Here is a 23078-nt window from a genome sequence, read left to right on the forward strand (position 1 = left end):
GCCCCGCCTCAGCTCTCCCGGCGTTCCGCCGCCGTCCGCAGTTCCTCGCGCAGCCGCGCGGGCCGCCATGTCTCCCTCAGCGCCCGCCGCACCAGGTCCGCCTGCGCCGGCGGGGCCAGTCCGGCGACCGGCGGATCGCTGTCCAGGTTGGTGGGGAAGGGGTAGCCCTCGGCGCTCGCGGCGATCACGTTGTCCAGCCACTCCTCGGACGCGCCCGCCGCCTTGCGCCGCAGCAGCACCGGGAACACCGCGTTGGTCACCGCCTCGCGGTCCACGGTCTCCATCGCGCGGCCGAACGCGGACGAGATCTGCAGCAGGTTGGCCGTGCGCCGGACGTCCGCCGTCCGGTTGGTGCCGGCGGCGTGGAAGAGCGCCGGGCTGAAGAAGACGGCGTCGCCCTTGTCGAGCGGGAGCTGCACGTGGTGGGCCGCGAAGTGGTCCCGGAACTCCGGGAGCCGCCAGGCCAGGTAGCCCGGCTCGTAGAGCTGGGAGTACGGCAGGTACAGCGTCGGTCCGGACTCCACCGGCATGGCGCAGTGGGCGACCGCGCCCTGGAGGGTGAGCGCGGGGGAGAGGCGGTGCACGTGCGCGGGGTAGGCGGCGGCGGCCGCGTTGCTCAGGAAGCCGAGGTGGTAGTCCCGGTGCGGGGTCTGCCCGGCGCCGCCCGGATTGACCACGTTCACCTGGGAGGTGACCTGGTAGCCGGGGCCCAGCCAGGCGGTGGCGAGCAGCGCCAGGACGTCGTTGGCGTAGTAGTCGGCGAACGCCTCGGCGTCGTACAGGGCCGTCTTCTCCAGCGCGTTCCACACCCGGTCGTTGGCGCCCGGCGCGGCGAAGTGGTCGCCCGCGGTCGCGCCCGCGGCCCGCTGCTCGGCGATCAGCGCCTCGAACACCGCCGTGACCCGGTCGACGACGTCGGGTTCCGGGAAGGCACCCCGGACCACGACGATCCCGGGACCCTCGGCGAGCGCCCGCACCAGCTCGGCCCGCAGCGCGGTCCGGTCGCCGGCCGTCCGCAGCCGCTCGCCCTCGTACACGAGGACGTTGTCCACGACGGACGCGGCGTGCGGATAGCCGGCGGCGTCCGTGGTCCGCTCCACCAGGGCTCGGAACGCGCCGAGATCACAGTCCTGCTCGGACAGCCAGGCGCGACCTGGCACGGCGGCGACGGACATCGGTGTCCCTCTTTCGGTCTCGGCGGCGGCGCGGCCCTGTCATTCTTGTCAGTACAAACCCCTCGAACAACCAGCACACGACCATCAAAAACCCCTCAAGGAGACGGTCCATGGGCCACCCGTTCCCGATCCGGGAGATCGCACGTCAGGCCGGCCTCAGCGAGGCCACCGTGGACCGCGTGCTGAACGGCAGGGGAGGGGTGCGGGAGAGCACCGCGCGGGAGGTGCACCGGGCCATCGCCGATCTGGACCGGCAGCGCACGCAGGTCCGGCTGGTCGGCCGTACCTTCATGGTCGACATCGTCGCCCAGGCGCCCGAGCGGTTCACCACCGCCGTGCGCGCCGCCCTGGAGGCCGAACTGCCCGCCCTGCACCCGGCCGTGGTGCGCTCGCGCTTCCACTTCCGTGAGACGGGCCCGGTCCGGGAGCTGGTCGGCACGCTCGACCGGATCGCCCGGCGCGGCTCGCAGGGCGTGATCCTCAAGGCGCCGGACGTCCCCGAGGTCACCGCGGCCGTCGGCCGGCTGACCGCCGCCGGGGTACCGGTCGTCACCCTGGTCACCGACCTGCCGGCGAGCGGACGCGTCGCCTACGTCGGTATCGACAACCGGGCGGCCGGGGCCACCGCCGCCTATCTGACGGGCCAGTGGCTCGGCGACCGGCCCGGCAACGTCCTCACCAGCCTCAGCAGCGGCTTCTTCCGCAACGAGGAGGAGCGCGAGATGGGCTTCCGCGGCGTCATGCGGGCCCGGCACCCGGAGCGGACGCTGGTGGAGATCGCCGAGGGGCAGGGCCTGGACGCCACGCAGTACGACCTGGTCCGCGCCGCCCTGGAACGCGACCCGGGGATCCGGGCGGTGTACTCCATCGGCGGCGGCAACAACGCCACCCTGCGGGCCTTCGCCGACCTCGGCCGCGAGTGCGCCGTGTTCGTCGCGCACGACCTCGACCACGACAACACCCGGCTGCTGCGCGAGCACCGCCTGTCCGCCGTGCTCCACCACGATCTGCGGCACGACCTGCGCGAGGCCTGCCACGAGGTGATGCGCTTCCACGGCGCGCTGCCGCCGGCCGGGCCGGTCCTGCCGTCCGCGATCCAGGTGGTCACGCCCTACAACATGCCTACGCCCCCGGCAGCGTGACCCACGCCCCGCTCGCGGCCGACTCCGCCATCGCGTCGAGCACGGTCGCGCTGTGCACCGCGTCCGCGAGCGTGGTGCCGTACGGGGTGCCCTCGGCGATGGAGCGCACGAAGCGGCAGGCCTCGATCACCTTCAGGTCGTCGTAGCCCATCGCGTTGGCCGCGCCCGGCTGGAACGCGGCGAACTCGCCGGCACCCGGGCCGACGTACACCGTGCTCACCGGCTGGTCCTGGTACGTCGTGCCCCGGCTCACCTTCAGTTCGTTCATCCGGCGAAAGTCCCAGAACACCGCGCCCCGGGTGCCGTGCACCTCGAAGCCGTAGTTGTTCTGCTCGCCGACCGAGACCCGGCAGGCCTCCAGGACGCCCCGGGCGCCGGAGGCGAAGCGGAGCAGGCAGCTGACGTAGTCCTCGTTCTCGACCGGGCCCGGCTCGCCGCCGGCGGCCCGGGCGTGGCCGGCCGTCGCGCCGCTCGGACGGGCGCGCTGCGGGACGAAGACCGCGGTGTCCGCGGTGAGCGAGGCGATGTCGCCGAGCAGGAAGCGGGCCAGGTCGGCGCCGTGCGAGGCGAGGTCGCCGAGCACCCCGCTGCCGCCGCGCTCGCGCTCGTAGCGCCAGGTCAGGGCGCCGTCCGGGTGGGCCGCGTAGTCGCTGAAGAGGCGGATGCGGACGTGGGTGACCGTGCCGATGTCACCGGAGGCGATCAGCTCGCGTGCGGCCTCGACGGCGGGCGCGTTGCGGTAGTTGAAGCCGACCGTGCCCTGCACGCCGGCCCGGGCGACGGCATCGGCGACCGCGCGGGCGTCATCGGCGGTCAGGCCCACCGGCTTCTCGATCCACAGGTGCTTGCCGGCCTCGGCCATCGCCACCCCGATCTCCCGGTGCAGGAAGTTCGGCGCGGTGACGCTCACCGCCTGCACGCGCGGGTCGGCGGCCACCTCGCGCCAGTCCCGGGTCGCCGAGGCGAACCCGAACCGCTCGGCGGCCTCCTCCGCCCGCCCCGGCACCTCCTCGGCGACCGTGACCAGCCGGGGCCGCAGCGGCAGCCGGGGGTAGTGGTGCGGGAGACGGGCGTACGCCTGGGTGTGCACCCGGCCCATCCAGCCGAACCCGATGACGGCGACACCGAGCGCGTCCACCATGACAGCCCCTCTTTCTCGGACCGGCGGTTGGACCGGTCCAGGTACGATCCGCGGCCACCTTTGTTCGGACATGACCAGCGTGTCAACCCTTTGACAGCGCGGCGCGGCGCATGGAACGGTCCATCCCATGAGACCGCCGACGATCCGTGACGTCGCCGAACGGGCGGGCGTGTCCAAGTCGCTCGTCTCCCTGGTGCTGCGCGGCTCCGGTCCGGTACGCCCCGAGAAGCGGGAGGCGGTCCTGCGAGCCGTGCGCGAGCTGGGCTACCGGCCGAACGCGGCGGCCCGCAGCCTGAGCGAGCGGCGCACCCGCACCATCGGTGTCCTCCTGGACGACCTGCGCAACCCCTGGTTCGTGGAGCTGCTCGAGGGGCTGAACTCCCTGCTGCACGCGGCCGGTCTGCACATGCTCCTCGCCGATGCCCGCCTCGGCCGCCGGATGGGCCACGACCTCGCCGAGCCCTTCCTGGACCTGGGCGTCGACGGACTGGTGGTGGTCGGCACGGTCCCGGACGCGGTCGGCCTCGGCGCGCTCGCGCCGCGGATGCCGGTGGTCGTGGCGGGCGCGCGCGAGGCACAGCCGCCGGGCGTGGACGTCGTCGCCGGGGACGACGAGCGGGGCGCCCGGCTCGCCACCGAGCACCTGCTCGGGCTCGGCCACCGCAGGATCGCGCACCTCGCCGGCCACGGCGCCGTCGGCGCGCTGCGCCGGCGGGGCTTCGAGGCGGCGATGCGGGCGCACGGCGCCGAGCCGCTCGTCGAACCCGGTGACCTGACCGAGGAGGGCGGCTACCGCGGGACCGTCCGCCTGCTCAGCCGCCGCGAGCGGCCCACCGCGCTCTTCGCCGTCAACGACATGGCCGCGGTGGGAGCGCTGTCGGCGGCCGGCGAGCTGGGGGTGCGGGTGCCCGGCGAGCTGTCGGTGACCGGGTACGACAACACCGGCGTCTCCCGGCTGCGGCACCTCTGGCTGACCACCGTCGACACCGCTCCGCACGAGGTGGGCCGGCGCGCCGCCCGCTGTCTGCTGGACCGCTTCGAACGGCCGGGCGGCGAGGGGCGGGTACGGCTGGCCGCGCCGACGCTGGAGATCCGGGGGACGACGGGGCCGCCCGGGGACGGCCTCACGGATTGACCGGCCGCACGTCGGCAGACGGCCTCACAGGCTGATCGCGTAGGCCTTGCGCAGCGTCTCGTGCACGGTCCACGTCGTACGGTCGCCCGCGTGGAGCACCGCCATGTCGCCGGGCCCCACCGTCAGCGTCGGCCCGTCCTCGACCTCGATGGTCGCCGAGCCGCTGATCACCACGAACAGCTCGTCCGCCTCCGTGTCCGTGACCACTCCCGGCGTGATCTGCCAGATCCCGCGGAGCTGCCGGCCGTCCGCCGACTCCCACAGCACCTTCCCCGTCACCTCGGGGTTCCCGGCCACGATCCGCCCCGGGTCCAGGGGTTCGGGTTCGAGGTCGGCGTCGGGGATGCGGAGCGCGAAACTGTGCGTCATGCAGCCGACCCTGTCCGGTGCGCCGGCCGCGCCGCCATGGACAGGGTGTGGGGCATCGGGCCTGGTCGCGGGACACTTCGTCGGGGAGCGCCGGCTGGCGGGGGCGCGGGGCCCGGGTGATCGTGGGGGCATGGCTGACTCCACGGCGGCCGGCCCGGCGCCGCCCCGGCAGCACGGCACACGGGAGATCGTCCTGTTCGGCGGGGTGTACGGCGCCGTCCTCGCCAGCTCCATGGTCGCGGCGCTCACCCAGTACGGGCACACGTCCGCCGATGTCCGCGGCTACGACGCCGCGTGGGTGCTGGTGACCGCGTGCGCCTCCGCCCTCGCCCACGGGTACGCCCACTACATCGCCGAGCGCACCCCGCACGGCCGGTGGGACGTCCTGCTCGCCATGCGCAACGAGTGGCCGCTGGTCACGGCCGTGCTGCCGACGGTCTTCCTGCTCGCGGGCGCGCGCTGGGGGTGGTGGCCCGCGAAGGGCGTCGAGTACGCGGCCTTCGTCCTCAACATCGTGATCCTCTTCGGCATCGGCCTCGTCACCGCCCGCTGGTCGGCGCGCCGCTGGCCGACCGCCGTCCTCATGGGACTGGGGGACGCGTGCCTGGGGGTCGTGGTGGTGGTGGCGAACGCGGTCATCAAGTAGGGGGCGGGGTTCAGCGGGACGCGCGCACCCCGTCCAGGGCGATGGCGAGGACCCGGTCGCGCTGGGCGTCGTCCTCGAACGCCGTCGCGGTGATCCCGGCGACCATCCGCAGCAGATCACCGAAGTCCATGTCCGCCCGGGCGACACCGGCCCGCTGCGCGCGCTCCAGCAGGGGGCCGCCGGCCGCGTACATCGAGTCACGGCAGGACTGGAAGATTCCGGACTCGCCGTCGAGCGCCTCGCGCACGGCGCGCTTGGTGACCATGTACCCGGCGAACCGGTTCAGCCAGGCCGTCAGCGCCTCCCACGGCTCCCGGTCCGCGAGCTCCACGGCCGCCCGGCACAGGGCGTTGACCTCGTCGGCGTAGACGCTCTCGAACAGGTCGCGGCGGGTCGGGAAGTTGCGGTACAGGGTGCCGATGCCGACCCCCGCGCGGCGGGCGATGTCCTCCAGGGAGGCGTCGGCGCCGTGCTCCGCGAACGCCTCGCGGGCGGCGTCGAGCAGGGCGTCGTAGTTGCGGGCGGCGTCCTTACGGTGCGGCCGGCGGGCCGCCACGATCTCGCCGACGGGGAACGGCGTGGCCGTCACTGCTGCCTCCCGGGAGGGAATCGACTGGAACCGGAGGTCTACCTCCGCTACAGTGGAGGCACACCTCCACTTTAACAGTGCGGGGTCGGCTCCGCCGTGGCCGGACGCGGCCCGCGGGGCCGGCTCCGGGCATCCCCGCGGCGCGGCCCGTACGACCGCGCCCCTCGGTATCCGGCCCACCCGGTACCGCCCTCCACGTCCCTGTTCTCCCTCCGCATCCCTGATTCCGGAGAGGCTTCCTCATGCCCCGCGCGTCCACTCGCCTCACCTTCGCGGTCCTCGCGACCGGTGCCGGCGTGTTCTCCATGCTCCAGTCGCTGATCGCGCCGGCCCTGCCGACCGTCCAGCACGCCCTGCACACCTCGCAGTCCACCGCGACCTGGGTGATGACGGCCTATCTGCTGTCCGCCTCGGTCTTCACCCCGATCCTCGGCCGGGTCGGCGACCTCGTCGGCAAGAAGCGGACCCTCGTCGCCGTCCTGCTGGCCGTCCTCGCGGGCTGTCTCGTCGCCGCGCTGGCCCCGAACATCGGCGTGCTCATCATCGCCCGGGTCGTCCAGGGCGTCGGCGGTGCCCTCTTCCCCCTCTCCTTCGGCGTCATCCGTGACGAGTTCGCCCCCGGCGAGGTCAGCGGCAGCATCAGCAACCTCTCCGCCGTGATCGCCGCCGGCGGCGGGGTCGGCATCGTGGCCGCCGGCCCGATCGTGTCCGCGCTCGACTACCGCTGGCTGTTCTGGATCCCGGTGGGGATCGTCGCCGCGACGGTCCTGATCGCGCTGCGCTACGTCCCCGAGTCGCCCAAGCGGGCGGAGGGGAAGGTCAGTTGGAGCGGGGCCGTGCTGCTCTCCGGCTGGCTGGTGGCCCTGCTGCTGCCGCTGAGCCAGGCCGGCCGGTGGGGCTGGGGCTCGGCGAAGGTGCTCGGTCTGTTCGCCGCCGCCGTCGTGCTGTTCGGCGTGTGGCTGGCGACCGAGGCCCGCTCGCGGTCCCCGCTCATCGATCTGCGGGTGCTGCGGCTGCCCGCGGTGTGGACGACCAACACGGCCGCGCTGCTGTTCGGCGCCGGCATGTACTCCATCTGGTCCTTCCTGCCGGGCTTCGTCCAGACGCCGTCCGCGGCCGGCTACGGCTTCGGCGCCAGCGTCACCGCGTCCGGTCTGCTCATGCTGCCGATGCTGGTCGCGATGTTCCTCTCCGGCGTCCTGTCCGGCCGCCTGGAGCCCCGCGTCGGAGCGAAGGCCCTGCTCACCACGGGTGCCGCGCTCGGCGCGCTGGCCTGCGGCTTCCTCACCCTGTGGCATGACGAGCAGTGGCAGGTGGCCGTCGTCTCCGGCCTGTTCGGCCTCGGTATCGGACTCGCCTTCGCCTCGATGGCCAACCTGATCGTGGGCAGCGTGCCGGCCGAGCAGACCGGCGCCGCGACCGGCATGAACGCCAACATCCGCACCATCGGCGGCTCGGTCGGCGCCGCGCTCACCAGCGTCCTGGTCACCGGCCGGCTCCAGCCCTCGGGCCTGCCCTACGCCTCCGGCTACACCCACGGCTGGGCCCTGCTCGCCGTCCTGTGCCTGGCCGCGACCGGCGCCGCCCTCCTCGTCCCGGTCCGCCGCACCCGCCGCCCGGCCGCCCCCGACGCCGTACCGGGGCCGACACGGGCACCCGCTCAGGTGCGGTAGGGTTGACCTGCGTGATCACGCGGAACGCTCCGCGTGAGACCGCGGCGGGACGTGGCGCAGCTTGGTAGCGCACTTGACTGGGGGTCAAGGGGTCGCAGGTTCAAATCCTGTCGTCCCGACTCGTGAGAGTCGTGGTCAGGGCCGGTTCCGGAGTCTTCCGGAACCGGCCCTGTCTTGTGCCCGGGGCCCGGACCGCCCGGAGCGCGGTGGTTCAGCCGGCCTCGGGCAGCGTGAGTCCCGACCGGATCAGGCCGTCCGCGGTCGCCACGATCGTCTCGACGATGTCGCGAGGCTCCCACCCCAGCACGGAACGGGCCTTGTCGTTGCTGATGACGGGGACGCGGCCGCCCAGGGCCGCGGCGTCGCGCAGGGCCGGTTCCGTCTTCGCGGCCTCCCGCACCTGTTCGATGGTCAACTCCTCGCGGGGCAGCACACCGGCCGCGGCGGGGAAGTGCTCCCGCAGGACCTGTGCTATCCCGAAGAGGCTGACGGACGGTCCGCCGACGGCGATGAAACGCTCTCCCGCCGCCTTCGGGTGCAGCATGGCGCGCAGGTGCAGGTCCACCACGTCCCGTACGTCGACGACGCCGAAGTACATGACCGGCACCACGGGCATCCGCCCGGTCAGCATGCCGGCGACCAGACCGACGGAACCGGAGGGCCGGTCGCCCAGTGGGGGACCGAAGATGCCGGTGGGGTTGACGACCGTCAACTCGATGTCCCCGTGCTCGTGGACGTGGTCCCAGGCCGCGCGCTCGGCGAGCACCTTGGACTTGTGGTAGGCGGGCAGGCCCTCGGTGTCCGGGTCGGTCCAGTCCTCCTCCGAGTAGCGGTTGCCGGGCTTCACCGTGTATCCGACCGCGGCGAAGGACGACGTCATCACCACGCGGGGGACGCCGGCCTTCCGGGCCGCGGAGAGGACCCGCAGCGCACCGTCACGGGCCGGGCGGATGACGTCGTCCTCCGTCTTCGGCGGAGTGGTGGGGAAGGGCGAGGCGTGGTGCAGTACGTGCCCGGCACCGTCCATGGCCTGCGCCCAGCCCCCGTCGGCGCCGAGGTCGGCGACGGCGAACTCCAGCCGGTCCGCCGGATCGACCCCGGCCCGCCGGAGCGCCGCGCGGACCTGGGCCTCCTGTCCGGATTCCCGGACGGTCACACGGGTCCGGTACCCCTCGTCGATCAGCCGGGCGATCGAGTGGCTGCCGACGAGGCCGGTACCACCGGTGACGAGTACCGTCCCGCGTTCCGAGGCGGGGTCTACGGCCTTGTGCGTGTTCATTCTGCTCGGTCCTTCAGTCGGTGAACTGGTCCATGACGCGCGTGACGTCTTCGATCGCCCGCTTCTCGGCGTCGGGGTCCCCACGGACCCGGGCGTCCCAGAGGTCTGCCTTGCCGCGCAGGTACGCCAGGCGGAGCCGAAGCCGCTCGATGTCGGCGGCCAGCTTCTCCGCCTGTGCGGCGAACAGCTCCCGCTGCTCGGCCGCCGCGGAGTCGCCCCGGGCGAGCAGATCCAGGTAGCGGCGCATGCCGCTGACCGTCATCCCCGCCGACCGCAGGCAGGCCAGCGCCTCGACACGGTCCGCGGTCGCCGGGTCGTAGCGGCGATGGCCGCTGGACTCGTCGCGGGCGACCCTGCCCAGCAGGCCGATCTTCTCGTAGTAGCGGAGTGTGGGCTCGGTGAAACCCGATCGCCGGGCCATCTCCTGGATGGTCAGACCCGTCGCTCGGTCTGTGCTTCCTGCCATGTGGTCAAGCCTCCGGCACTTCAAGCGCTTGAGGTCAAACCGGAACGCGGCGATGCGACGCGCGTCACCCCGCAGGGGGCAAGCCGGAGGCAGGCCCCGTTGAACCCGCCGGCCCCGCACCCCGTGCTCCGGCACGGGGACACCGCACCCGCGGTTCCCGTCCGTCCGCCGGGGGGAGTCGCCGTGCTTCGGGTGTTGGCCGTCGATGACGAGGAACCGGCGCTCGCCGAACTGCTGTTCCTGTTGCGGGCCGATCCCCGGGTGCGGTCGGCCGAAGGGGTCCTCGGAGCGGCCGAGGCGCTGCGGCGGCTGGGCCCGCGGGGGCCGGACGGCGCGGCGGACGTCGACGCGGTGTTCCTGGACATCCGCATGGCGGGTCTGGGCGGCCTGGACCTCGCCCGGCTGCTCGCCGGCCGCGCCGAGCCGCCCCGCGTCGTCTTCGTCACCGCGCACGCGGAGCACGAGGAGTACGCCCTCCGGGCGCCCGGGCTCCGGGTCGTCGACTGGCTGCTCAAGCCGGTGCGGCGCGAGCGCCTGGCCGAGGCGGTCCGGCGGCTCGCGGCCGACCGCGCCCCCCACCCGGGGCACCCGCCCGGGGCCCGGTCGCTCGCCGACGGTGTCACGGTGGACGGCGAGGGCGGCGCACGGTTCCTGCCCGTCGCCGACATCACCCGTGCCGAGGCCCATGGCGACCACGCGCGGCTGTACACCCGCCAGGGCAGCCACCTGGTGCGCATCCCGCTGTCCACGCTGGAGGAGTGCTGGCGGGCGAGAGGTTTCGTGCGGATCCACCGGCGCCATCTCGTCTCCCTGGCCCGCATCGACACGCTACGGGTCGACGGGGGCAGGCTGACGGTCAGGATCGGCGCGTCGGTGCTGGTCGTGAGCCGTCGCTGCGCCCGTGAACTGCGGGACCTGCTGTTCGGGAAGGCCACCACGGACCCGCCCGGCAACGGTCGCTGACCGGAAGCTGTCGCTTTGGTTCCCTGGTGCGTACACTCCACTGCGAAGTGTGATCATCGCGGTCGGAGGACGCGGCATGGGTGCACCTGGGACTCCTCGACGTGAAGTGGTCACGGGGACTCCGCGTGCCGCCCGCGTGGACCCCGCGGGCCGGGGGAGCCGGGCGGTCCGAGGTGACGCCCGCCCCGGTGCCGTCCGGGGGAGGAAGGAGCCTCCGGCCGTCGAATCCCTTGCCCTGCGCTCCCTGATACGCCGTCAACTCCGGCTGGGGCTCCTCGCGTTCGGTCTGCTCGTCGTCCTGCTCGGGCCGCTGCCCCTCGTCTTCACGGCCCTGCCGGACACGGGAGCCCGGCCGGGCGCCGCCCTGATCGTCTGGGCCGTACTCGGCGTCGCCGTCTACCCGGCGCTCGTCGTCCTCGGCCGCTGGTACGTCGTACGCGCCGAACGCAACGAACGGGACACCGCGGACCTCGCCGAAAGGGCCTGACGGTGACCGAGGCCCGACGACACCGGCCCGGCCGCGCGGGGGCCGCCGGGTGAACCAGACGTACGGCATCGTGGCCGTGTCCGCGGCGGTCGTCGCGACGCTGGTGATCGGCTCGGCGGGGCTGCGCATCTCCCGCACCACCTCCGACTTCTACGTCGCCTCCCGTACCGTCCCGCCGTACCTCAACGCCATGGCCATCAGCGGCGAGTACCTGTCGGCGGCCTCCTTCCTCGGCATCGCCGGACTCGTCGCCGCGGAGGGCGTCGACATGCTCTGGTTCCCCGTCGGCTATGCCGCCGGCTACCTCGTGCTGCTCGTGTTCGTCGCCGCCCCGCTGCGCCGCTCCGGGGCCTACACCCTGCCCGACTTCGCCGACGCGCGGCTGGAGTCGCGGGCCGCCCGGCGCGTCGCCAGCGTGCTGGTCGTCGGCGTCGGCTGGCTCTACCTGCTGCCCCAGCTCCAGGGCGCGGGCCTCACCCTGGGCCTGGTCACCGGCGCGCCGCGCTGGCTCGGCGGGGTGCTCGTCGCCGTCGTCGTCACCCTGGCCGTGGCCGCCGGCGGCATGCGCAGCATCACCTTCGTCCAGGCCTTCCAGTACTGCCTGAAACTGACCGCGCTCCTCGTGCCCGCGATCTTCCTGGTGGTCGCCTGGCACGGCGACCCGCGCCCCGCCGACGCCCTGGACGAGCCGCCGACCTTCCGCCGGCACACCCAGGTCACCGTCGAGACCACCGTCCGCATCAGGATCGAGACGCCGCTGCGGGCCGTGGTGACCGGCTCCGTGGACGGACAGCGCTACGACGGCGGCCGTCTGCTGCTGGACCCCGGGGTGCACCAGGTCCGCGCCGGGACGACCCTCCGGTTCCCGCCGGACTCGCCGGTGCCCGAGCGCGCGTCCGACGACGGACGGCGCACCGGAGCCTCCAGCTGGGCGGCGCCCCTGTCGGGCGGCAAGGACGACCACCCCCTGTACACGACGTACGGGCTGATCTTCGCCACCTTCCTCGGCACCATGGGGCTGCCCCACGTCCTCGTCCGCTTCTACACCAACCCCGACGGCCGCGCCGCCCGGCGCACCACCGTGATCGTGCTCGCCCTGGTCGGCGGCTTCTACCTGCTGCCGCCCCTCTACGGCCTGCTCGGCCGGATCTACGCCCCCGACCTGCTGCTCACCGGCACCACGGACGCCGCGGTGCTCGTCCTGCCGGAACGGCTCGTCGGCGGTGCCGGCGGCGACCTGCTCGGCGCGCTGATCGCCGCCGGCGCCTGCGCGGCCTTCCTGTCCACCGCCTCCGGACTCACCCTGTCCGTCGCGGGCGTGCTCAGCCAGGACGTGCTGCCCTCGCTCGGCGTGCGCCACTTCCGGCTGGCGACGCTGCTGGCGGTCGCCGTGCCCGTCACGGTGAGCGTGGCCGCGGGCAACCTCCCCGTCGCCAACGCGGTCGGCCTCGCCTTCGCGGTGGCCGCCTCCTCCTTCTGCCCGCTGCTGGTGCTCGGCATCTGGTGGCGCGGCCTCACCGCACCCGGCGCCATCGCGGGACTGCTCACCGGGGGCGGCAGCGCCCTCGTCGCGGTCACCCTGACGATCGCCGGGCCCCTGACCGACGGCTGGGCGCACACCCTGCTCGCGTGGCCGGCCGTGTGGTCCGTACCGCTCGGCTTCCTGACCATGATCGTGACGTCCCTGGCCACCCGGCACCGGATCCCGGCCGGCACCGAGGCCGCCATGGCCCGCCTCCACCTGCCCGAACGCCCCGCCGGCCGGGGCGCGCCCACCACCCACCGAGGAGTGACCACCCCATGACGACCCACCGGCCCGCGGCCGAGGAGGCCCGCGCGTGAACGGGTTCGCCCTCCTCGCCGCCGGGGCCCCGCTGCTGTTCGCCGGGGGCCTCGCCGCCGGACGCCTGCTGGCCCGGCGCGCCGCCGAGGGCGGGACGGACCCCGGCACCCCCGTGGAACGCGCCACCTTCCACACCCTGCACACCGCGTCGCTGGCCGCGCCACCGCTGCGCGCCGGGCTCACCGAGGACGCGGCCCGCAAGGCGGTACGACGGCTCCGGCCGCTGTTCGGCACGGCCACGCTCGGCCTCACCGACCGGGACCGGCCGCTGGCCTGGGACGGACCGGGCCGGCACCACGAGGACACCGTCTCGGACCGGGTCCGTCAGGTGCTGGACACCGGCCGCGCCCAGACCTTCGCCGTCGGCTGCCCCGACCCGGACTGTCCCGTGCGCTGGGGCGCCGCCGTCCCGCTCACCGTCGAACGGCGGGTGCTCGGCGCCCTCGTCGTGCTCGGTGCGCGGGAGTCGGCGTCCCTCCTGCGGGCCGCCGGGGAGGTGGCGCGCTGGGTGTCCGTACAGCTCGAACTCGCCGAGCTCGACCGGGCCCGCACGGGACTGATCGAGGCGGAGATCCGGGCGCTGCGCGCGCAGATCTCCCCGCACTTCATCTACAACTCCCTCGCGGCGATCGCCTCGTTCGTCCGCACCGACCCCGAGCGGGCACGCGAGCTCCTCCTGGAGTTCGCCGACTTCACCCGCTACTCCTTCCGCCGGCACGGCGAGTTCACCACCCTGGCCGAGGAGCTGCGTTCCGTCGAGCAGTTCCTGGAACTGGTCCGCGCCCGGTTCGGGCAGCGGCTGCGCGTGACCCTCCAGATCGCTCCCGAGGTGCTGCCCGTGACGGTGCCCTTCCTGTGCCTCCAGCCGCTGGTGGAGAACGCCGTCAAGCACGGGCTGGAGGAGAGCGTCGAGCGCAGCCGGATCGGCATCACCGCGCTGGACGAGGGGGCGCTGGCCCGGATCGTCATCGAGGACAACGGGGTCGGCATGGAACCGGACCGGCTCCGCCGGATCCTGCGCGGCGAGGGCAGCCCGTCGGCCGGCATCGGGCTGCGCAACGTGGACGAGCGGCTGCGGCAGGTCTACGGCGACGACCACGGGCTGGTGATCGAGACCGGCGTCGGAGCCGGCATGAAGATCACCATCCGCGTCCCCAAGTACCGGCCCGGCGTGCACAGCACGCCCCCGCGCACGGCGTCCGGCAGCGCCTGAGGGAGACCGGCCGGCCGGGACCTCAGCGACCGGTCGCCGGGGACGGTGCCTGCTTGCGCTGCCGCCGCGCCGCCATCACGGCGTAGACGATGATCCCGACGAACAGGAACAGCACGCCCTGGTAGACCGCCGCGTAGCCGGCGCCCGCCATCAGCCACACCGAGAAGACGGCGGCCACCGCGGTGACCACGCAGTCCCGCACCAGCCGGGACCGGTCGACCGCCCCGGGACGGCCGGACACGAGGTGGAAGATCTGCGCGGCGGCGGCCAGCAGGTACGGGACCGTCGCGGTGAACGTGGTGACCAGGACCAGGACCTCGAAGACCCGGCTCGAGCCCGAGAAGTAGTTGTAGACGGTGAGCAGCGAGGCGAGGACGACCGTCACGCCCACCCCGACGGTGGGCACGCCCCGCCGCCGGCGCGTGAAGGCGCTCGGGAACAGCCCGTCGCGGGCCGCCGCGTACGGTGTCTGGGCGCTCAGCAGGGTCCAGCCGTTGAGGCAGCCGGTCATCGACACGAGGGCGGCGAGCGCCACGGCCGTACCGCCCCAGCTGCCGCCGAACATCGTGTTCACGGCGTCCGAGAACGGGGCGGTGGAGGTCACCAGGCGGTCGTGCGCGACCGTGCCGAACACCGACAGCGTGCCCAGCAGGTACACCAGCGCGGCGCCCGCGGTCCCGATCACGGTGGCGCGCCCCACGTTGCGGCGGGCGTTGCGCACCTCGCCCGCGCTGACCGCGGCGGACTCCACCCCGAGGTAGGAGAAGAGCAGCAGGGCGGCGGAGGCCGACACCGCGCCGACCGCGCCCTGACCGCTGGAGTTGAACGGGCCGAGCCGGTCGGGGTCGAAGAAGAACAGGCCGCCGACCGCGACGAGCAGCAGCGGAACGAACTTCAGCACGGTGGACACCAGCTGGACCGCACCCACGTACCGGGTGCCCGCGAAGTTGGCGAGGGCGGGCAGCCACTGCAGGACCAGCGCGGCCAGGCAGGCGGTCCAGCGGTGCTGGTTCACCGGGACCAGCACGTCGAGGTAGCCGACGGCGGCCACGGCGAGCGCGGCGTTCGACACCCAGGTGGTGATCCAGTACGACCAGGCCGCGAGGAAGCCCGCGAAGTCGCCGAACGCCTCGCGTGCGTACACATAGGGACCGCCGGTCCGCGGGTCGCGCGCGGCGAGCCGGCCGAAGACCAGGGCCAGTGCGATGGCGCCGACGGTCAGCACGCCGAAGGCGACCAGGCTGACCGTGCCGTAGGGGGCGATGGACGCGGGGAGCAGGAAGATGCCGCCGCCGATGATGTTGCCCATGACCAGCGCGGTGGCGACGGGCAGGCCGAACCGGCGGGCATGCCTGCCGCTGTCGCCGTGCGGGTCCTCGGCGGGAGCCGTGGGGGTCTCCGCGGGGATCTCCGCGGGGGCCGGAGCCGACTGCGGGACGGTTCCGGTGTTGTGCATGGGTGGTGCGCCTCTCATGGAACTGACGTTCCCGGGATCACCGGGACGCGTCCCATGGTCGGGGATGTACCGATGTGGCTCAAAATCGCCGCTTTTTGTCCCGTGTGGGCCGCCGGATGCTGCAAAAAGCGTCGCGGCGCGGAGGCCCGGCCGTGAGATGTCCGGCGCCGGAGGCGATCAGTCCGTCGCCGCCCAGAGGCTGCGCACGTGCCCCAGGTGCCGGGTCATGACCGTGCGCACGGCCTTCTCGTCGCGCTCCAGCAGGGCGTCCAGCAGCTCCAGGTGCTCCTCGGCCGAGGCGAGCAGCCGGCCCGCCTCCACCAGTGCGGTCAGGCCGTACAGACGGGAGCGTTTGCGCAGGTCGGCGACGACCTCGACCAGGTGGGCGTTGCCCGCGAGGGCGAGCAGTCCGAGGTGGAAGCGGGTGTCGGCCTCGACGTAGGCGATCAGGTCACCGGCCGCGGCGGCGGTGACGATCTCCCGGGCCGCCGGGCGCAGCGCCTCCAGGGAGACGCGGTCGGCCGTGCGGGCGAGGTCCACCACGGTGGGGATCTCGACGAGCTCCCGGATGTGCGTGTACTCGTCCAGCTGCCGGTCGGAGACGGCGGTGACCCGGAAGCCCTTGTTGGGCACGGTGTCGACCAGCCCCTCCTTGGCCAGGTCGAGCATCGCCTCCCGCACCGGGGTGGCCGAGACGCCGAACCGGGCGGCCAGCGAGGGCGCCGAGTAGACCTCGCCCGGCCGCAGCTCGCCCGCGATCAGCGCGGCGCGCAGGGCGTCCGCGACCCGCTCGCGGTAGCTGCTCCGCCGGCCGCCGAGCCGGGGGAGCGCGGGCATCTCGGCGCCCTGGGTGTTCTGTGCCATGTCACGCATCACCGGTGTGAGTCTAGAGGACGAACCCGCGCGGGAACGGATCGTCCGGGTCCAGCAGGTACTGCGCGGTCCCCGTGATCCAGGCACGGCCGGTGAAGCTGGGCAGCACGGCCGGCGCTCCGCCGACCTCCGCCGTCCCCAGCAGCCGGCCGGTGAAGCGGGTGCCGATGAACGACTCGTTCACGAACTCGGTGTGCAGCGGGAGGTCGCCGCGCGCGTGCAGTTGCGCCATGCGCGCGCTGGTCCCCGTGCCGCACGGGGAGCGGTCGAACCAGCCGGGGTGGATGACCATGGCGTGCCGGGAGTGCCGGGCCGTGGCGCCGGGCGCGTAGAGGTGGACGTGGTGGCAGCCCCGGATCGAGGGGTCCTCCGGATGCACCGGCTCCGCCTCCGCGTTGATCGCGTCCATCAGGGACAGGCCGGCCGCGAGGATGTCGTCCTTGCGGGCGCGGTCGAAGGGCAGCCCGAAGGCGTCGAGCGGCAGGATCGCGTAGAAGTTGCCGCCGTAGGCCAGGTCGTAGCCGACGGTACGGCCGTCCGGGAGGGTGATCTCGCGGTCCAGGGCGACGGCGAACGACGGCACGTTCCTGAGCGTCACGTGCCGCGCGGCGCCGTCCTCCACCGCGACCTCGGCGATCACGACTCCCGCCGGGGTGTCGAGCCGGATCGTGGTCACCGGTTCCGTGACCTCCACCATGCCGGTCTCCACCAGCACGGTCGCCACGCCGATCGTGCCGTGCCCGCACATCGGCAGATAGCCGGAGACCTCGATGTAGACCACGCCCCAGTCGCAGTCCGGGCGGGCCGGCGGCTGGAGGATCGCGCCGCTCATCGCGGCGTGCCCGCGCGGCTCGTTCATCAGCAGCTGTCTGACGTCGTCGCGGTGTGCGCGGAACCACAGCCGCCGTTCGTTCATGGTCGCGCCGGGGATGGTGCCGATCCCGCCGGTGATCACGCGGGTCGGCATGCCCTCGGTGTGCGAGTCGACGGCGTGCAGGACGAGTGTGCTGCGCATGGTCCGGCTCCTCTCACGCCAGGCCGGCGGCGACGGCCTTCTCGGTGGCCGCGCGGACCGCGGCCTCCTGCCCGGGCAGCAGCGGGACGCGCGGCGGGCGCACCGGGCCGCCGTACCGCCCGACGACGTCCATGGACAGTTTGATCGCCTGCACGAACTCCGTCCTGGAGTCCCAGCGCAGCAGCGGGTGCAGCTGCCGGTACAGGGGGAGCGCGGTGGCGAGGTCACCGGCCAGCGCGGCCCGGTACAGCTGCGCCGAGGCGCGCGGCAGCGCGTTCGGGTAGCCGGCCACCCAGCCCTTGGCACCGGCCACCGCCAGCTCCAGCAGCACGTCGTCGGCGCCGGTCAACAGGTCCAGTTCCGGCGCGAGTTCGGCGATGCGGTAGGCGCGGCGGACGTCGCCGGAGAACTCCTTGACGGCGTGGACGAGCCCCTCGCCGTGCAGCCGGGCGAGGAGTTCGGGCACGAGGTCGACCTTGGTGTCGATCGGGTTGTTGTACGCCACCACCGGCAGGCCCGCCTTCGCGACCTCCGCATAGTGGGCGAGGACCGCGCGCTCGTCGGCGCGGTAGGCGTTGGGCGGCAGCAGCATCACCGACGCGCAGCCGGCCTCGGCCGCGTGCTCGGCCCAGCGGCGGGCCTCGGCCGAGCCGTACGCGGCGACGCCCGGCATCACCCGCTCCCCGCCGATCGCGGCCACGGCGGTCTCCACCACCCGGGCACGCTCCTCGGGAGTGAGGACCTGGTACTCCCCGAGCGAGCCGTTCGGCACGACGCCGTCACAGCCGTTGGCGACCAGCCAGGCGCAGTGCTCGGCGTAGCGGTCGTGGTCGACCGAGAGGTCGGCGCGCAGGGGGAGGGCGGTGGCGACGAGGATGCCGCGCCAGGGGCGGTGGTGCTCAGGGTGGGTCATGACTGGTCCCTCATTCAATGGGGTGTGACATATTACTGAGCGGAAGGCCGGCCCGGAGTGCGGCGGGCTGTCGCCTCACTCCGGCTCCGGCAGGGCGGCGAGGACGCCGAGCGGTACCGGGCGGGCGAACGGCCGCCGTCCGGCGGTGAGCGGACAGCCCGTCAGGCCGGCCACCGCGGGTGCGCACATCCGCCCCTGGCACCAGCCCATCCCGGCCCGGGTCAGCAGCTTCACCGTGCGCAGGTCCCCGGCGCCGAGCGACTCCACGGCCCCGCGCACCTCTCCGGCGGTCACCTCCTCGCAGCGGCACACCACCGTCGCGTCCGGGATCCGGTCCGCCCACCCCGCCGGCGGGGCGTAGACCTCGTCCAGGGCCGTGGCGAACGCGCGCAGCCGGCCGCGGGCCCGGGCTGCGGCGGCCCAGCCGTGCGGGTCGGGGGTGGTGCCGCGCAGCCGGGCGGCGGCCGAGCACCCGGCGATGTGCCCCTCGGCGAGTGCGAGCGCCGCGCCGCCGACCCCGGTGGCCTCCCCGGCGGCCCAGACGCCGGGCACGTCGGTGCGCTGCTCGGCGTCGACCCGTACGGCGGTGCCGGACAGGGTGCAGCCGAGGGTCTCGGCGAGGTCGGTGTGCGGCAGCATGCCGTGGCCCACGGCCAGGGTGTCGCAGGCGATGCGCCGGGTCCTGCCGGGCCGCGGGTGCCCGTCCCGGCCGAGCGCGGCCACCGTCACCGCCTCCAGCCGGTCGGTGCCGTGCGCCGTCACGACGGTGTGCCGGGTCAGGGCGCGCACACCGTGCCGCAGCAGCCGGGCCGCGTAGCCGGCGCCCTCGGCGAGTTTGCCGGGCTGGGCGGCCAGGGCGGGTGCCCGGTGGAGCAGCGGGCCGGGGCCGGCGGACTCCACCAGCGCGGCGACGCGTGCGCCGGCCGCGGCGAGCCCGGCGGCCACCGGCAGCAGCAGCGGCCCGGTCCCGGCCACCACCACCGTGCGGCCGGGCAGTACGAGGCCGCCCTTGAGCATGGCCTGCGCGCCGCCCGCCGTGACGACCCCGGGCAGCGTCCAGCCGGGGAAGGGCAGCACCCGTTCGTACCCGCCGGTGGCGAGCAGTACCGCGTCGGCGTGCACGGTGACACCGTCCTCCTGCGCGGGGCCGAGCAGGGCGTGCACGGCGAGCGCACCGGAGTCGGAGTCCCGTGCCGCACACCAGACATGATGGTCACTCAGGTGGGTGATCCGGCCGGCCTCGCGGTGCCGGTCCAGGCCCTCGCGCAGCCGTACCCAGGTGCGCCACTGGTGGTGCAGGGCCTGCGGCCGGCGGGCGCCGAGGGCGGCGGCGGGCTGCCGGTAGAACTGTCCGCCGGCCTGGTCGGCGGCGTCGACCAGCGTCACCCGGACCCCCCGTGCGGCCGCCGCCAGCGCCGCGGCGAGCCCGGCGGGGCCCGCGCCGACGACGGCGAGGCGCGGTCGTTCAGTCATCGTCCCGGCCCGTCCCCCGCTGAGTGCGGATGTCGTCGCCCGGACGCACCGGAACCAGGCACGCCCGTTGGTTGGGGCGGCCGTTGACGGTGACCAGGCAGTCGAAGCACACCCCGATCCCGCAGAACACCCCGCGGGGCCGCCCGGCGCCCCGTGTGCTGCGCCAGGCCGTCACGCCCGCCGCCCACAGCGCCGCCGCGACCGTCTGGCCCGGCAGCGCCTCAAGGGGCCGGCCGTCGAAGGTCACGGTGCAGGGCGGCCCCGGCCGGGCCCGCGTCAACTCCCCTGGATTCACCGGGCGTCGCCTCCCTCGCTGTCGAACCGCTCCGGCCGGAACGGTGTGAGGTCCAGTTCCGGCGCCTTCCCGGTGAGCGCCTGCGCGATCAGCAGTCCGGTGCCGGGGGCGAGTCCGATGCCGGCGCCCTCGTGCCCGCAGGCGTGGAACAGACCGGGCGCCCGCGGATCGGGCCCGATCGCCGGCAGGTGGTCCGGCAGGTACGGCCGGAAGCCCGCGTACACGCGCAGCGCCCGGACCCGTGCGAGGAACGGGAACAGCCCGATCGCCCCGGCGGCGAGCGCCCGCGTCGCGGTCAGCGACAGCGACCGGTCGAAGCCGACCCGTTCCCGGGTGGCACCGATCAGCACGGGACCGGCGGCCGTGCCCTCCACGACCGGTGAGCTGCGCAGCCCGGCCGAGTCGCTGGCCACGTCGGCCACGTAGTCCGCGGCGTAGACCTTGTGCCGGACCATGCGCGGCAGCGGCTCGGTGACGAGCACGAAACCGCGCCGGGGCAGTACCGGCAGCCGGACGCCGGCGAGCGAGGCGAGGCCGCCGCCCCAGGTGCCGGCCGCGTTCACCACCGCCGGTGCGTGGATGTCGCCCCGGTCGGTGCGGACGCCGTGCACCGCTCCCCGCGCGGTGCGCAGCACCCCGGTCACCGTACGGCCGGTGTGCAGGGCGGCGCCGGAGGCACGGACCAGGTGGGCGGCGGCCAGCGCGGGCATCACCTGGGCGTCCTGCGGGTAGTGCACCGCGCCCGCCATGCCGGGCACCAAGTGCGGTTCCAGCCCGGCCAGTCGACCGGCGTCGACCGGTACGGCGGTGACGCCGGCGGTCCGCTGCTCCGCGGCGAAGGCCCGCAGCGCGGCCAGGGTGCCGGGATCCGAGGCGACCACGAGGCCGCCCTTGGGTTCGTACTCGATCGCGGCGCCCGGCTCCTCCGCCAGCCCGGCCCACAACCGGGCGGACAGCAGTGCGAGTTCGAGCTCCGGGCCCGGCTCCTTGTCGGAGACGAGCAGGTTGCCCTCGCCGGCTCCGGTGGTGCCGCCGGCCACCGGGCCCCGGTCCACCAGCCGTACGTCGAGTCCGGCGCGCGCGGCGTACAGGGCGCAGGCCGCGCCCGTGATTCCGGCCCCGACGACCACGACATCGCAGGTCAGTCGCTTCGCCACGCCAGTACTATGTCACATGTTTCTCTCGCTGAGGAGTACCCGGCGCCGACCCCGGTCCCCCAGGCGTGGACGCCCTCTTGACGTCGTACGGAGCCCGATCGACACTCCAGGGAGGGAATCCTAGTGAACAGGTAGGGAATCATGGCGCGCGGCGAAACGGGCACGGGCCGGACCGGCCGCACGCCGTTGCGCGCACCCCTGCTCACCTCCCGCCGCCACATCGACCTGCAGCGCGTCTGCAGCGCGATCCGCCCTCACCGCTGAGCCGGGCCGCCCCTCCGCCGCCGCCGACGGTGACGCCCGCGCCGGCGCGCCCCTCCGCACACCCACCACCCGGGGAGACGCATGTCCATCACTCCGCTCGCCGCCGTTCCGTCCACCCGTGGTACCGCGCCCGCCTTCCGGGGCCGGATCGGCCGGGACGCGCGCAGCGGCCACTACGCCGTACCGCACCGCTACCGGCTCCACCTGTCGACGGCCTGCCCCGACGGGCTGCGCCTCGCCGTCGGCCACAGCCTGCTCGGCCTGGACGCCCGCTGTCCCGTCACCCTCCTGCCCGCCGTCCCGGACTGTCCCGGCGGCGGCCACGCGGCGCTCCGCCCGCTCTACGAGGCGAGCGCCCACCACTACACCGGCCCGGCGCTCGCACCCGTGCTCAGCGACGACTGGTCCGGACGCATCGTCAGCACCCACACCCCCGACATCCTGCGCGACCTGGACCTGTTCCGGCCGAACGGCGACGCCCGCCTGTACCCCCGCGGCCTGGAGTCCGTGATCGAGGCCGTCGAGCGGATGTGCGCCGAGGGCGTCGAGGAGGCCGCGCAGCGCGCCGGACGCGCCGGGGCCGGCCCCGACGAACGGGCCGCCGCTCTCGACGTGCTGCTGGACACCCTGGGCCGCCTGGAGCGACGGCTGAGCGGCGAGGAGTACCTGGCCGACGACCGGCTCACCGCCGCGGACATCGAGCTGTGGGTCACCCTCGTGCAACTCGACACCGTCCACCGCTGCCACCTCGACGCCTCCGCCGTGCAGCGCATCGCCGACCACCGCGCCCTGTGGGCCTACGCCCGCCGCCTGGCCGCCCACCCCGCCTTCGGCCGCCACCTCGACCTGGACGGCATCGCCCGCCGCCACCACGGCCGCTGCCAGGGCCTGGAGGCCGCGGGAGCCGCTGTCCAGATCCTGGACTGGGCAGGCCACGCCGCGGACACCCCGGACACTTCCCGCAGGTGAGAGCGGGCCGCCGATGTCCACTTGGCGGACGTCCGTTGACATTCGAACGGGCAACTGCCTTACTTACCGCTCAGAACGGTCATGAGCGTCAGCGCCAAGCCCTGGCTCGCTGACCGGCAACCCTCGCACCGCGGTGGGGTGCCCCAGGTGACGACCGGACCGGACGACGTTTTCGGTAAGCGCGAGGCCCCACGGGGCCGGAACAGTGACAGGTGACGCCATGTACGCAGCTCCCAGGACGGCCGTGAGCCGCCCCCAGGGCTGCGTACCGTCGTACGCCGGTCTCCTCGTCGCCGACCGCGCCGTCGATCTGCTCCGCGTGAACAGCGCACTGTGTACCGCACCGGGCTCTGCCCGCTGTCAGGGCTGACGTCTTCCTCCCAGCCCCCGCGTTCCCACCGCACACCGTCCGTCCGGTGTGCCGTTGTCCGCCCAGCTCCCGGTTCCGCGCCCGTCCGTGCGCCGCCTCGTGCCGCAGTGCCGTCGTGGCCCACCTCCGCTCCCGCGCGGCCCCGGGGTGACCGACTCCGCCGGAGCCCGCC

At 74.3% G+C, this 23078-nt stretch carries 23 protein-coding genes, 1 tRNA gene and 1 riboswitch; of the genes, 11 read left to right on the plus strand and 13 right to left on the minus strand.

Annotation, left to right across the window (positions count from 1 at the left end):
• Positions 1-8: 8 nt before the first annotated feature.
• Positions 9-1175, minus strand: a complete 1167-nt coding sequence (locus AB0946_RS21295; protein ID WP_366762189.1) for a phytanoyl-CoA dioxygenase family protein — start codon at positions 1173-1175, stop codon at positions 9-11.
• Positions 1176-1285: 110 nt separating this feature from the next.
• Between AB0946_RS21295 and AB0946_RS21300 the strand changes: the two genes are divergently transcribed.
• Positions 1286-2317 carry a LacI family DNA-binding transcriptional regulator gene (locus tag AB0946_RS21300; RefSeq protein ID WP_366762190.1) on the plus strand — a complete coding sequence of 344 codons (1032 nt, stop codon included), beginning with the start codon at positions 1286-1288 and terminating at the stop codon, positions 2315-2317.
• On the opposite strand, the gene AB0946_RS21305 is transcribed toward AB0946_RS21300, so the two are convergent.
• Positions 2298-3458, minus strand: coding sequence for a Gfo/Idh/MocA family oxidoreductase (locus tag AB0946_RS21305; RefSeq protein WP_366762191.1), 1161 nt, complete (start codon positions 3456-3458; stop codon positions 2298-2300). The genes AB0946_RS21300 and AB0946_RS21305 overlap by 20 nt on opposite strands.
• 127 nt (positions 3459-3585) lie before the next feature.
• On the opposite strand from AB0946_RS21305, the gene AB0946_RS21310 reads away from it, so the two are divergent.
• Positions 3586-4593, plus strand: coding sequence for a LacI family DNA-binding transcriptional regulator (locus tag AB0946_RS21310; RefSeq protein WP_366762192.1), 1008 nt, complete (start codon positions 3586-3588; stop codon positions 4591-4593).
• 24 nt (positions 4594-4617) lie between these two features.
• Here the strand turns inward: AB0946_RS21310 and AB0946_RS21315 are convergent, their stop codons facing one another.
• Positions 4618-4962, minus strand: coding sequence for a cupin domain-containing protein (locus AB0946_RS21315; protein WP_366762193.1), 345 nt, complete (start codon positions 4960-4962; stop codon positions 4618-4620).
• Between the two features lie 130 nt (positions 4963-5092).
• Between AB0946_RS21315 and AB0946_RS21320 the strand changes: the two genes are divergently transcribed.
• A complete protein-coding gene (locus AB0946_RS21320) occupies positions 5093-5608 on the plus strand; it encodes a hypothetical protein (RefSeq protein ID WP_366762194.1) in 516 nt (171 codons plus the stop codon).
• A gap of 10 nt (positions 5609-5618) precedes the next feature.
• Here AB0946_RS21320 and AB0946_RS21325 read toward each other — a convergent pair whose 3' ends face one another.
• The gene (locus AB0946_RS21325; protein ID WP_366762195.1) at positions 5619-6197 is read right to left on the minus strand and encodes a helix-turn-helix domain-containing protein; all 579 of its coding nucleotides are present in this window, start codon (positions 6195-6197) and stop codon (positions 5619-5621) included.
• A gap of 242 nt (positions 6198-6439) precedes the next feature.
• Here AB0946_RS21325 and AB0946_RS21330 point away from each other — a divergent pair, with 242 nt between their 5' ends.
• Together AB0946_RS21330 and AB0946_RS21335 are read left to right on the plus strand one after the other, a co-directional pair.
• A complete protein-coding gene (locus AB0946_RS21330; protein ID WP_366762196.1) occupies positions 6440-7870 on the plus strand; it encodes an MFS transporter in 1431 nt (476 codons plus the stop codon).
• A 45-nt stretch (positions 7871-7915) separates the two neighbouring features.
• Positions 7916-7989: transfer RNA gene (locus AB0946_RS21335), tRNA-Pro, on the plus strand.
• A gap of 92 nt (positions 7990-8081) precedes the next feature.
• On the opposite strand, the gene AB0946_RS21340 is transcribed toward AB0946_RS21335, so the two are convergent.
• Together AB0946_RS21340 and AB0946_RS21345 are read right to left on the minus strand one after the other, a co-directional pair.
• Entirely contained in the window at positions 8082-9149 is a 1068-nt protein-coding gene (locus AB0946_RS21340; RefSeq protein ID WP_366762197.1) for an NAD-dependent epimerase/dehydratase family protein, read from the minus strand.
• 13 nt (positions 9150-9162) lie between these two features.
• Complete coding sequence (locus AB0946_RS21345) at positions 9163-9615, minus strand: MerR family transcriptional regulator (protein WP_366762198.1); 453 nt, start codon at positions 9613-9615, stop codon at positions 9163-9165.
• 183 nt (positions 9616-9798) lie between these two features.
• On the opposite strand from AB0946_RS21345, the gene AB0946_RS21350 reads away from it, so the two are divergent.
• From AB0946_RS21350 to AB0946_RS21365, 4 genes are all read left to right on the plus strand, one after another.
• Positions 9799-10578: a LytTR family DNA-binding domain-containing protein gene (locus AB0946_RS21350; protein WP_366762199.1), complete on the plus strand. Its 780-nt coding sequence runs from the start codon at positions 9799-9801 to the stop codon at positions 10576-10578.
• 76 nt (positions 10579-10654) lie between these two features.
• Positions 10655-11065: a hypothetical protein gene (locus AB0946_RS21355; RefSeq protein ID WP_366762200.1), complete on the plus strand. Its 411-nt coding sequence runs from the start codon at positions 10655-10657 to the stop codon at positions 11063-11065.
• Between the two features lie 49 nt (positions 11066-11114).
• Positions 11115-12869 (plus strand): cation acetate symporter, encoded by a 1755-nt coding sequence (locus tag AB0946_RS21360; protein WP_366762201.1) that lies wholly within the window; start codon positions 11115-11117, stop codon positions 12867-12869.
• A gap of 34 nt (positions 12870-12903) precedes the next feature.
• Complete coding sequence (locus tag AB0946_RS21365) at positions 12904-14121, plus strand: histidine kinase (RefSeq protein ID WP_366762202.1); 1218 nt, start codon at positions 12904-12906, stop codon at positions 14119-14121.
• Positions 14122-14143: 22 nt separating this feature from the next.
• Here the strand turns inward: AB0946_RS21365 and AB0946_RS21370 are convergent, their stop codons facing one another.
• The 7 genes from AB0946_RS21370 to AB0946_RS21400 form a co-directional block, all read right to left on the minus strand.
• Complete coding sequence (locus AB0946_RS21370) at positions 14144-15577, minus strand: amino acid permease (RefSeq protein ID WP_366762203.1); 1434 nt, start codon at positions 15575-15577, stop codon at positions 14144-14146.
• 177 nt (positions 15578-15754) lie between these two features.
• On the minus strand, positions 15755-16441 hold the full coding sequence (locus tag AB0946_RS21375) for a GntR family transcriptional regulator (protein WP_366762204.1): 687 nt from the start codon (positions 16439-16441) through the stop codon (positions 15755-15757).
• Between the two features lie 22 nt (positions 16442-16463).
• Positions 16464-17465 carry a proline racemase family protein gene (locus AB0946_RS21380; RefSeq protein WP_366762205.1) on the minus strand — a complete coding sequence of 334 codons (1002 nt, stop codon included), beginning with the start codon at positions 17463-17465 and terminating at the stop codon, positions 16464-16466.
• A 13-nt stretch (positions 17466-17478) separates the two neighbouring features.
• Entirely contained in the window at positions 17479-18378 is a 900-nt protein-coding gene (locus AB0946_RS21385) for a dihydrodipicolinate synthase family protein (protein ID WP_366762206.1), read from the minus strand.
• A gap of 75 nt (positions 18379-18453) precedes the next feature.
• Positions 18454-19851, minus strand: coding sequence for an FAD-dependent oxidoreductase (locus AB0946_RS21390; protein WP_366762207.1), 1398 nt, complete (start codon positions 19849-19851; stop codon positions 18454-18456).
• Positions 19844-20146: a (2Fe-2S)-binding protein gene (locus tag AB0946_RS21395; protein WP_366762208.1), complete on the minus strand. Its 303-nt coding sequence runs from the start codon at positions 20144-20146 to the stop codon at positions 19844-19846. The genes AB0946_RS21390 and AB0946_RS21395 overlap by 8 nt, the downstream gene beginning before the upstream one ends.
• Positions 20143-21303 carry an FAD-binding oxidoreductase gene (locus tag AB0946_RS21400; RefSeq protein ID WP_366762209.1) on the minus strand — a complete coding sequence of 387 codons (1161 nt, stop codon included), beginning with the start codon at positions 21301-21303 and terminating at the stop codon, positions 20143-20145. Before AB0946_RS21400 ends, AB0946_RS21395 begins: the two co-directional genes overlap by 4 nt.
• Positions 21304-21444: 141 nt before the next feature.
• Here AB0946_RS21400 and AB0946_RS21405 point away from each other — a divergent pair, with 141 nt between their 5' ends.
• Both AB0946_RS21405 and AB0946_RS21410 read left to right on the plus strand, forming a co-directional pair.
• Positions 21445-21567: a putative leader peptide gene (locus AB0946_RS21405; RefSeq protein WP_366762210.1), complete on the plus strand. Its 123-nt coding sequence runs from the start codon at positions 21445-21447 to the stop codon at positions 21565-21567.
• An 81-nt stretch (positions 21568-21648) separates the two neighbouring features.
• The gene (locus tag AB0946_RS21410; protein ID WP_366762211.1) at positions 21649-22536 is read left to right on the plus strand and encodes a glutathione S-transferase C-terminal domain-containing protein; all 888 of its coding nucleotides are present in this window, start codon (positions 21649-21651) and stop codon (positions 22534-22536) included.
• A 77-nt stretch (positions 22537-22613) separates the two neighbouring features.
• Positions 22614-22724: riboswitch (SAM riboswitch) on the plus strand.
• The last annotated feature ends 354 nt before the right edge of the window (positions 22725-23078 follow it).

This window comes from Streptomyces sp. NPDC046870, assembly GCF_040704595.1.
Classification (GTDB): Bacteria; Actinomycetota; Actinomycetes; order Streptomycetales; family Streptomycetaceae; genus Streptomyces; species Streptomyces argyrophylli.

Excerpts from the sequence above, each read along its gene's own strand:
- AB0946_RS21295 (WP_366762189.1), bottom strand. The coding sequence starts at position 1,175 with ATGTCCGTCGCCGCCGTGCCAGGTCGCGCCTGGCTGTCCGAGCAGGAC.
- AB0946_RS21300 (WP_366762190.1), top strand. The coding sequence starts at position 1,286 with ATGGGCCACCCGTTCCCGATCCGGGAGATCGCACGTCAGGCCGGCCTC.
- AB0946_RS21305 (WP_366762191.1), bottom strand. The coding sequence starts at position 3,458 with ATGGTGGACGCGCTCGGTGTCGCCGTCATCGGGTTCGGCTGGATGGGC.
- AB0946_RS21310 (WP_366762192.1), top strand. The coding sequence starts at position 3,586 with ATGAGACCGCCGACGATCCGTGACGTCGCCGAACGGGCGGGCGTGTCC.
- AB0946_RS21315 (WP_366762193.1), bottom strand. The coding sequence starts at position 4,962 with ATGACGCACAGTTTCGCGCTCCGCATCCCCGACGCCGACCTCGAACCC.
- AB0946_RS21320 (WP_366762194.1), top strand. The coding sequence starts at position 5,093 with ATGGCTGACTCCACGGCGGCCGGCCCGGCGCCGCCCCGGCAGCACGGC.
- AB0946_RS21330 (WP_366762196.1), top strand. The coding sequence starts at position 6,440 with ATGCCCCGCGCGTCCACTCGCCTCACCTTCGCGGTCCTCGCGACCGGT.
- AB0946_RS21340 (WP_366762197.1), bottom strand. The coding sequence starts at position 9,149 with ATGAACACGCACAAGGCCGTAGACCCCGCCTCGGAACGCGGGACGGTA.
- AB0946_RS21345 (WP_366762198.1), bottom strand. The coding sequence starts at position 9,615 with ATGGCAGGAAGCACAGACCGAGCGACGGGTCTGACCATCCAGGAGATG.
- AB0946_RS21355 (WP_366762200.1), top strand. The coding sequence starts at position 10,655 with ATGGGTGCACCTGGGACTCCTCGACGTGAAGTGGTCACGGGGACTCCG.
- AB0946_RS21370 (WP_366762203.1), bottom strand. The coding sequence starts at position 15,577 with ATGCACAACACCGGAACCGTCCCGCAGTCGGCTCCGGCCCCCGCGGAG.
- AB0946_RS21375 (WP_366762204.1), bottom strand. The coding sequence starts at position 16,441 with ATGGCACAGAACACCCAGGGCGCCGAGATGCCCGCGCTCCCCCGGCTC.
- AB0946_RS21380 (WP_366762205.1), bottom strand. The coding sequence starts at position 17,465 with ATGCGCAGCACACTCGTCCTGCACGCCGTCGACTCGCACACCGAGGGC.
- AB0946_RS21385 (WP_366762206.1), bottom strand. The coding sequence starts at position 18,378 with ATGACCCACCCTGAGCACCACCGCCCCTGGCGCGGCATCCTCGTCGCC.
- AB0946_RS21390 (WP_366762207.1), bottom strand. The coding sequence starts at position 19,851 with ATGACTGAACGACCGCGCCTCGCCGTCGTCGGCGCGGGCCCCGCCGGG.
- AB0946_RS21405 (WP_366762210.1), top strand. The coding sequence starts at position 21,445 with ATGGCGCGCGGCGAAACGGGCACGGGCCGGACCGGCCGCACGCCGTTG.
- AB0946_RS21410 (WP_366762211.1), top strand. The coding sequence starts at position 21,649 with ATGTCCATCACTCCGCTCGCCGCCGTTCCGTCCACCCGTGGTACCGCG.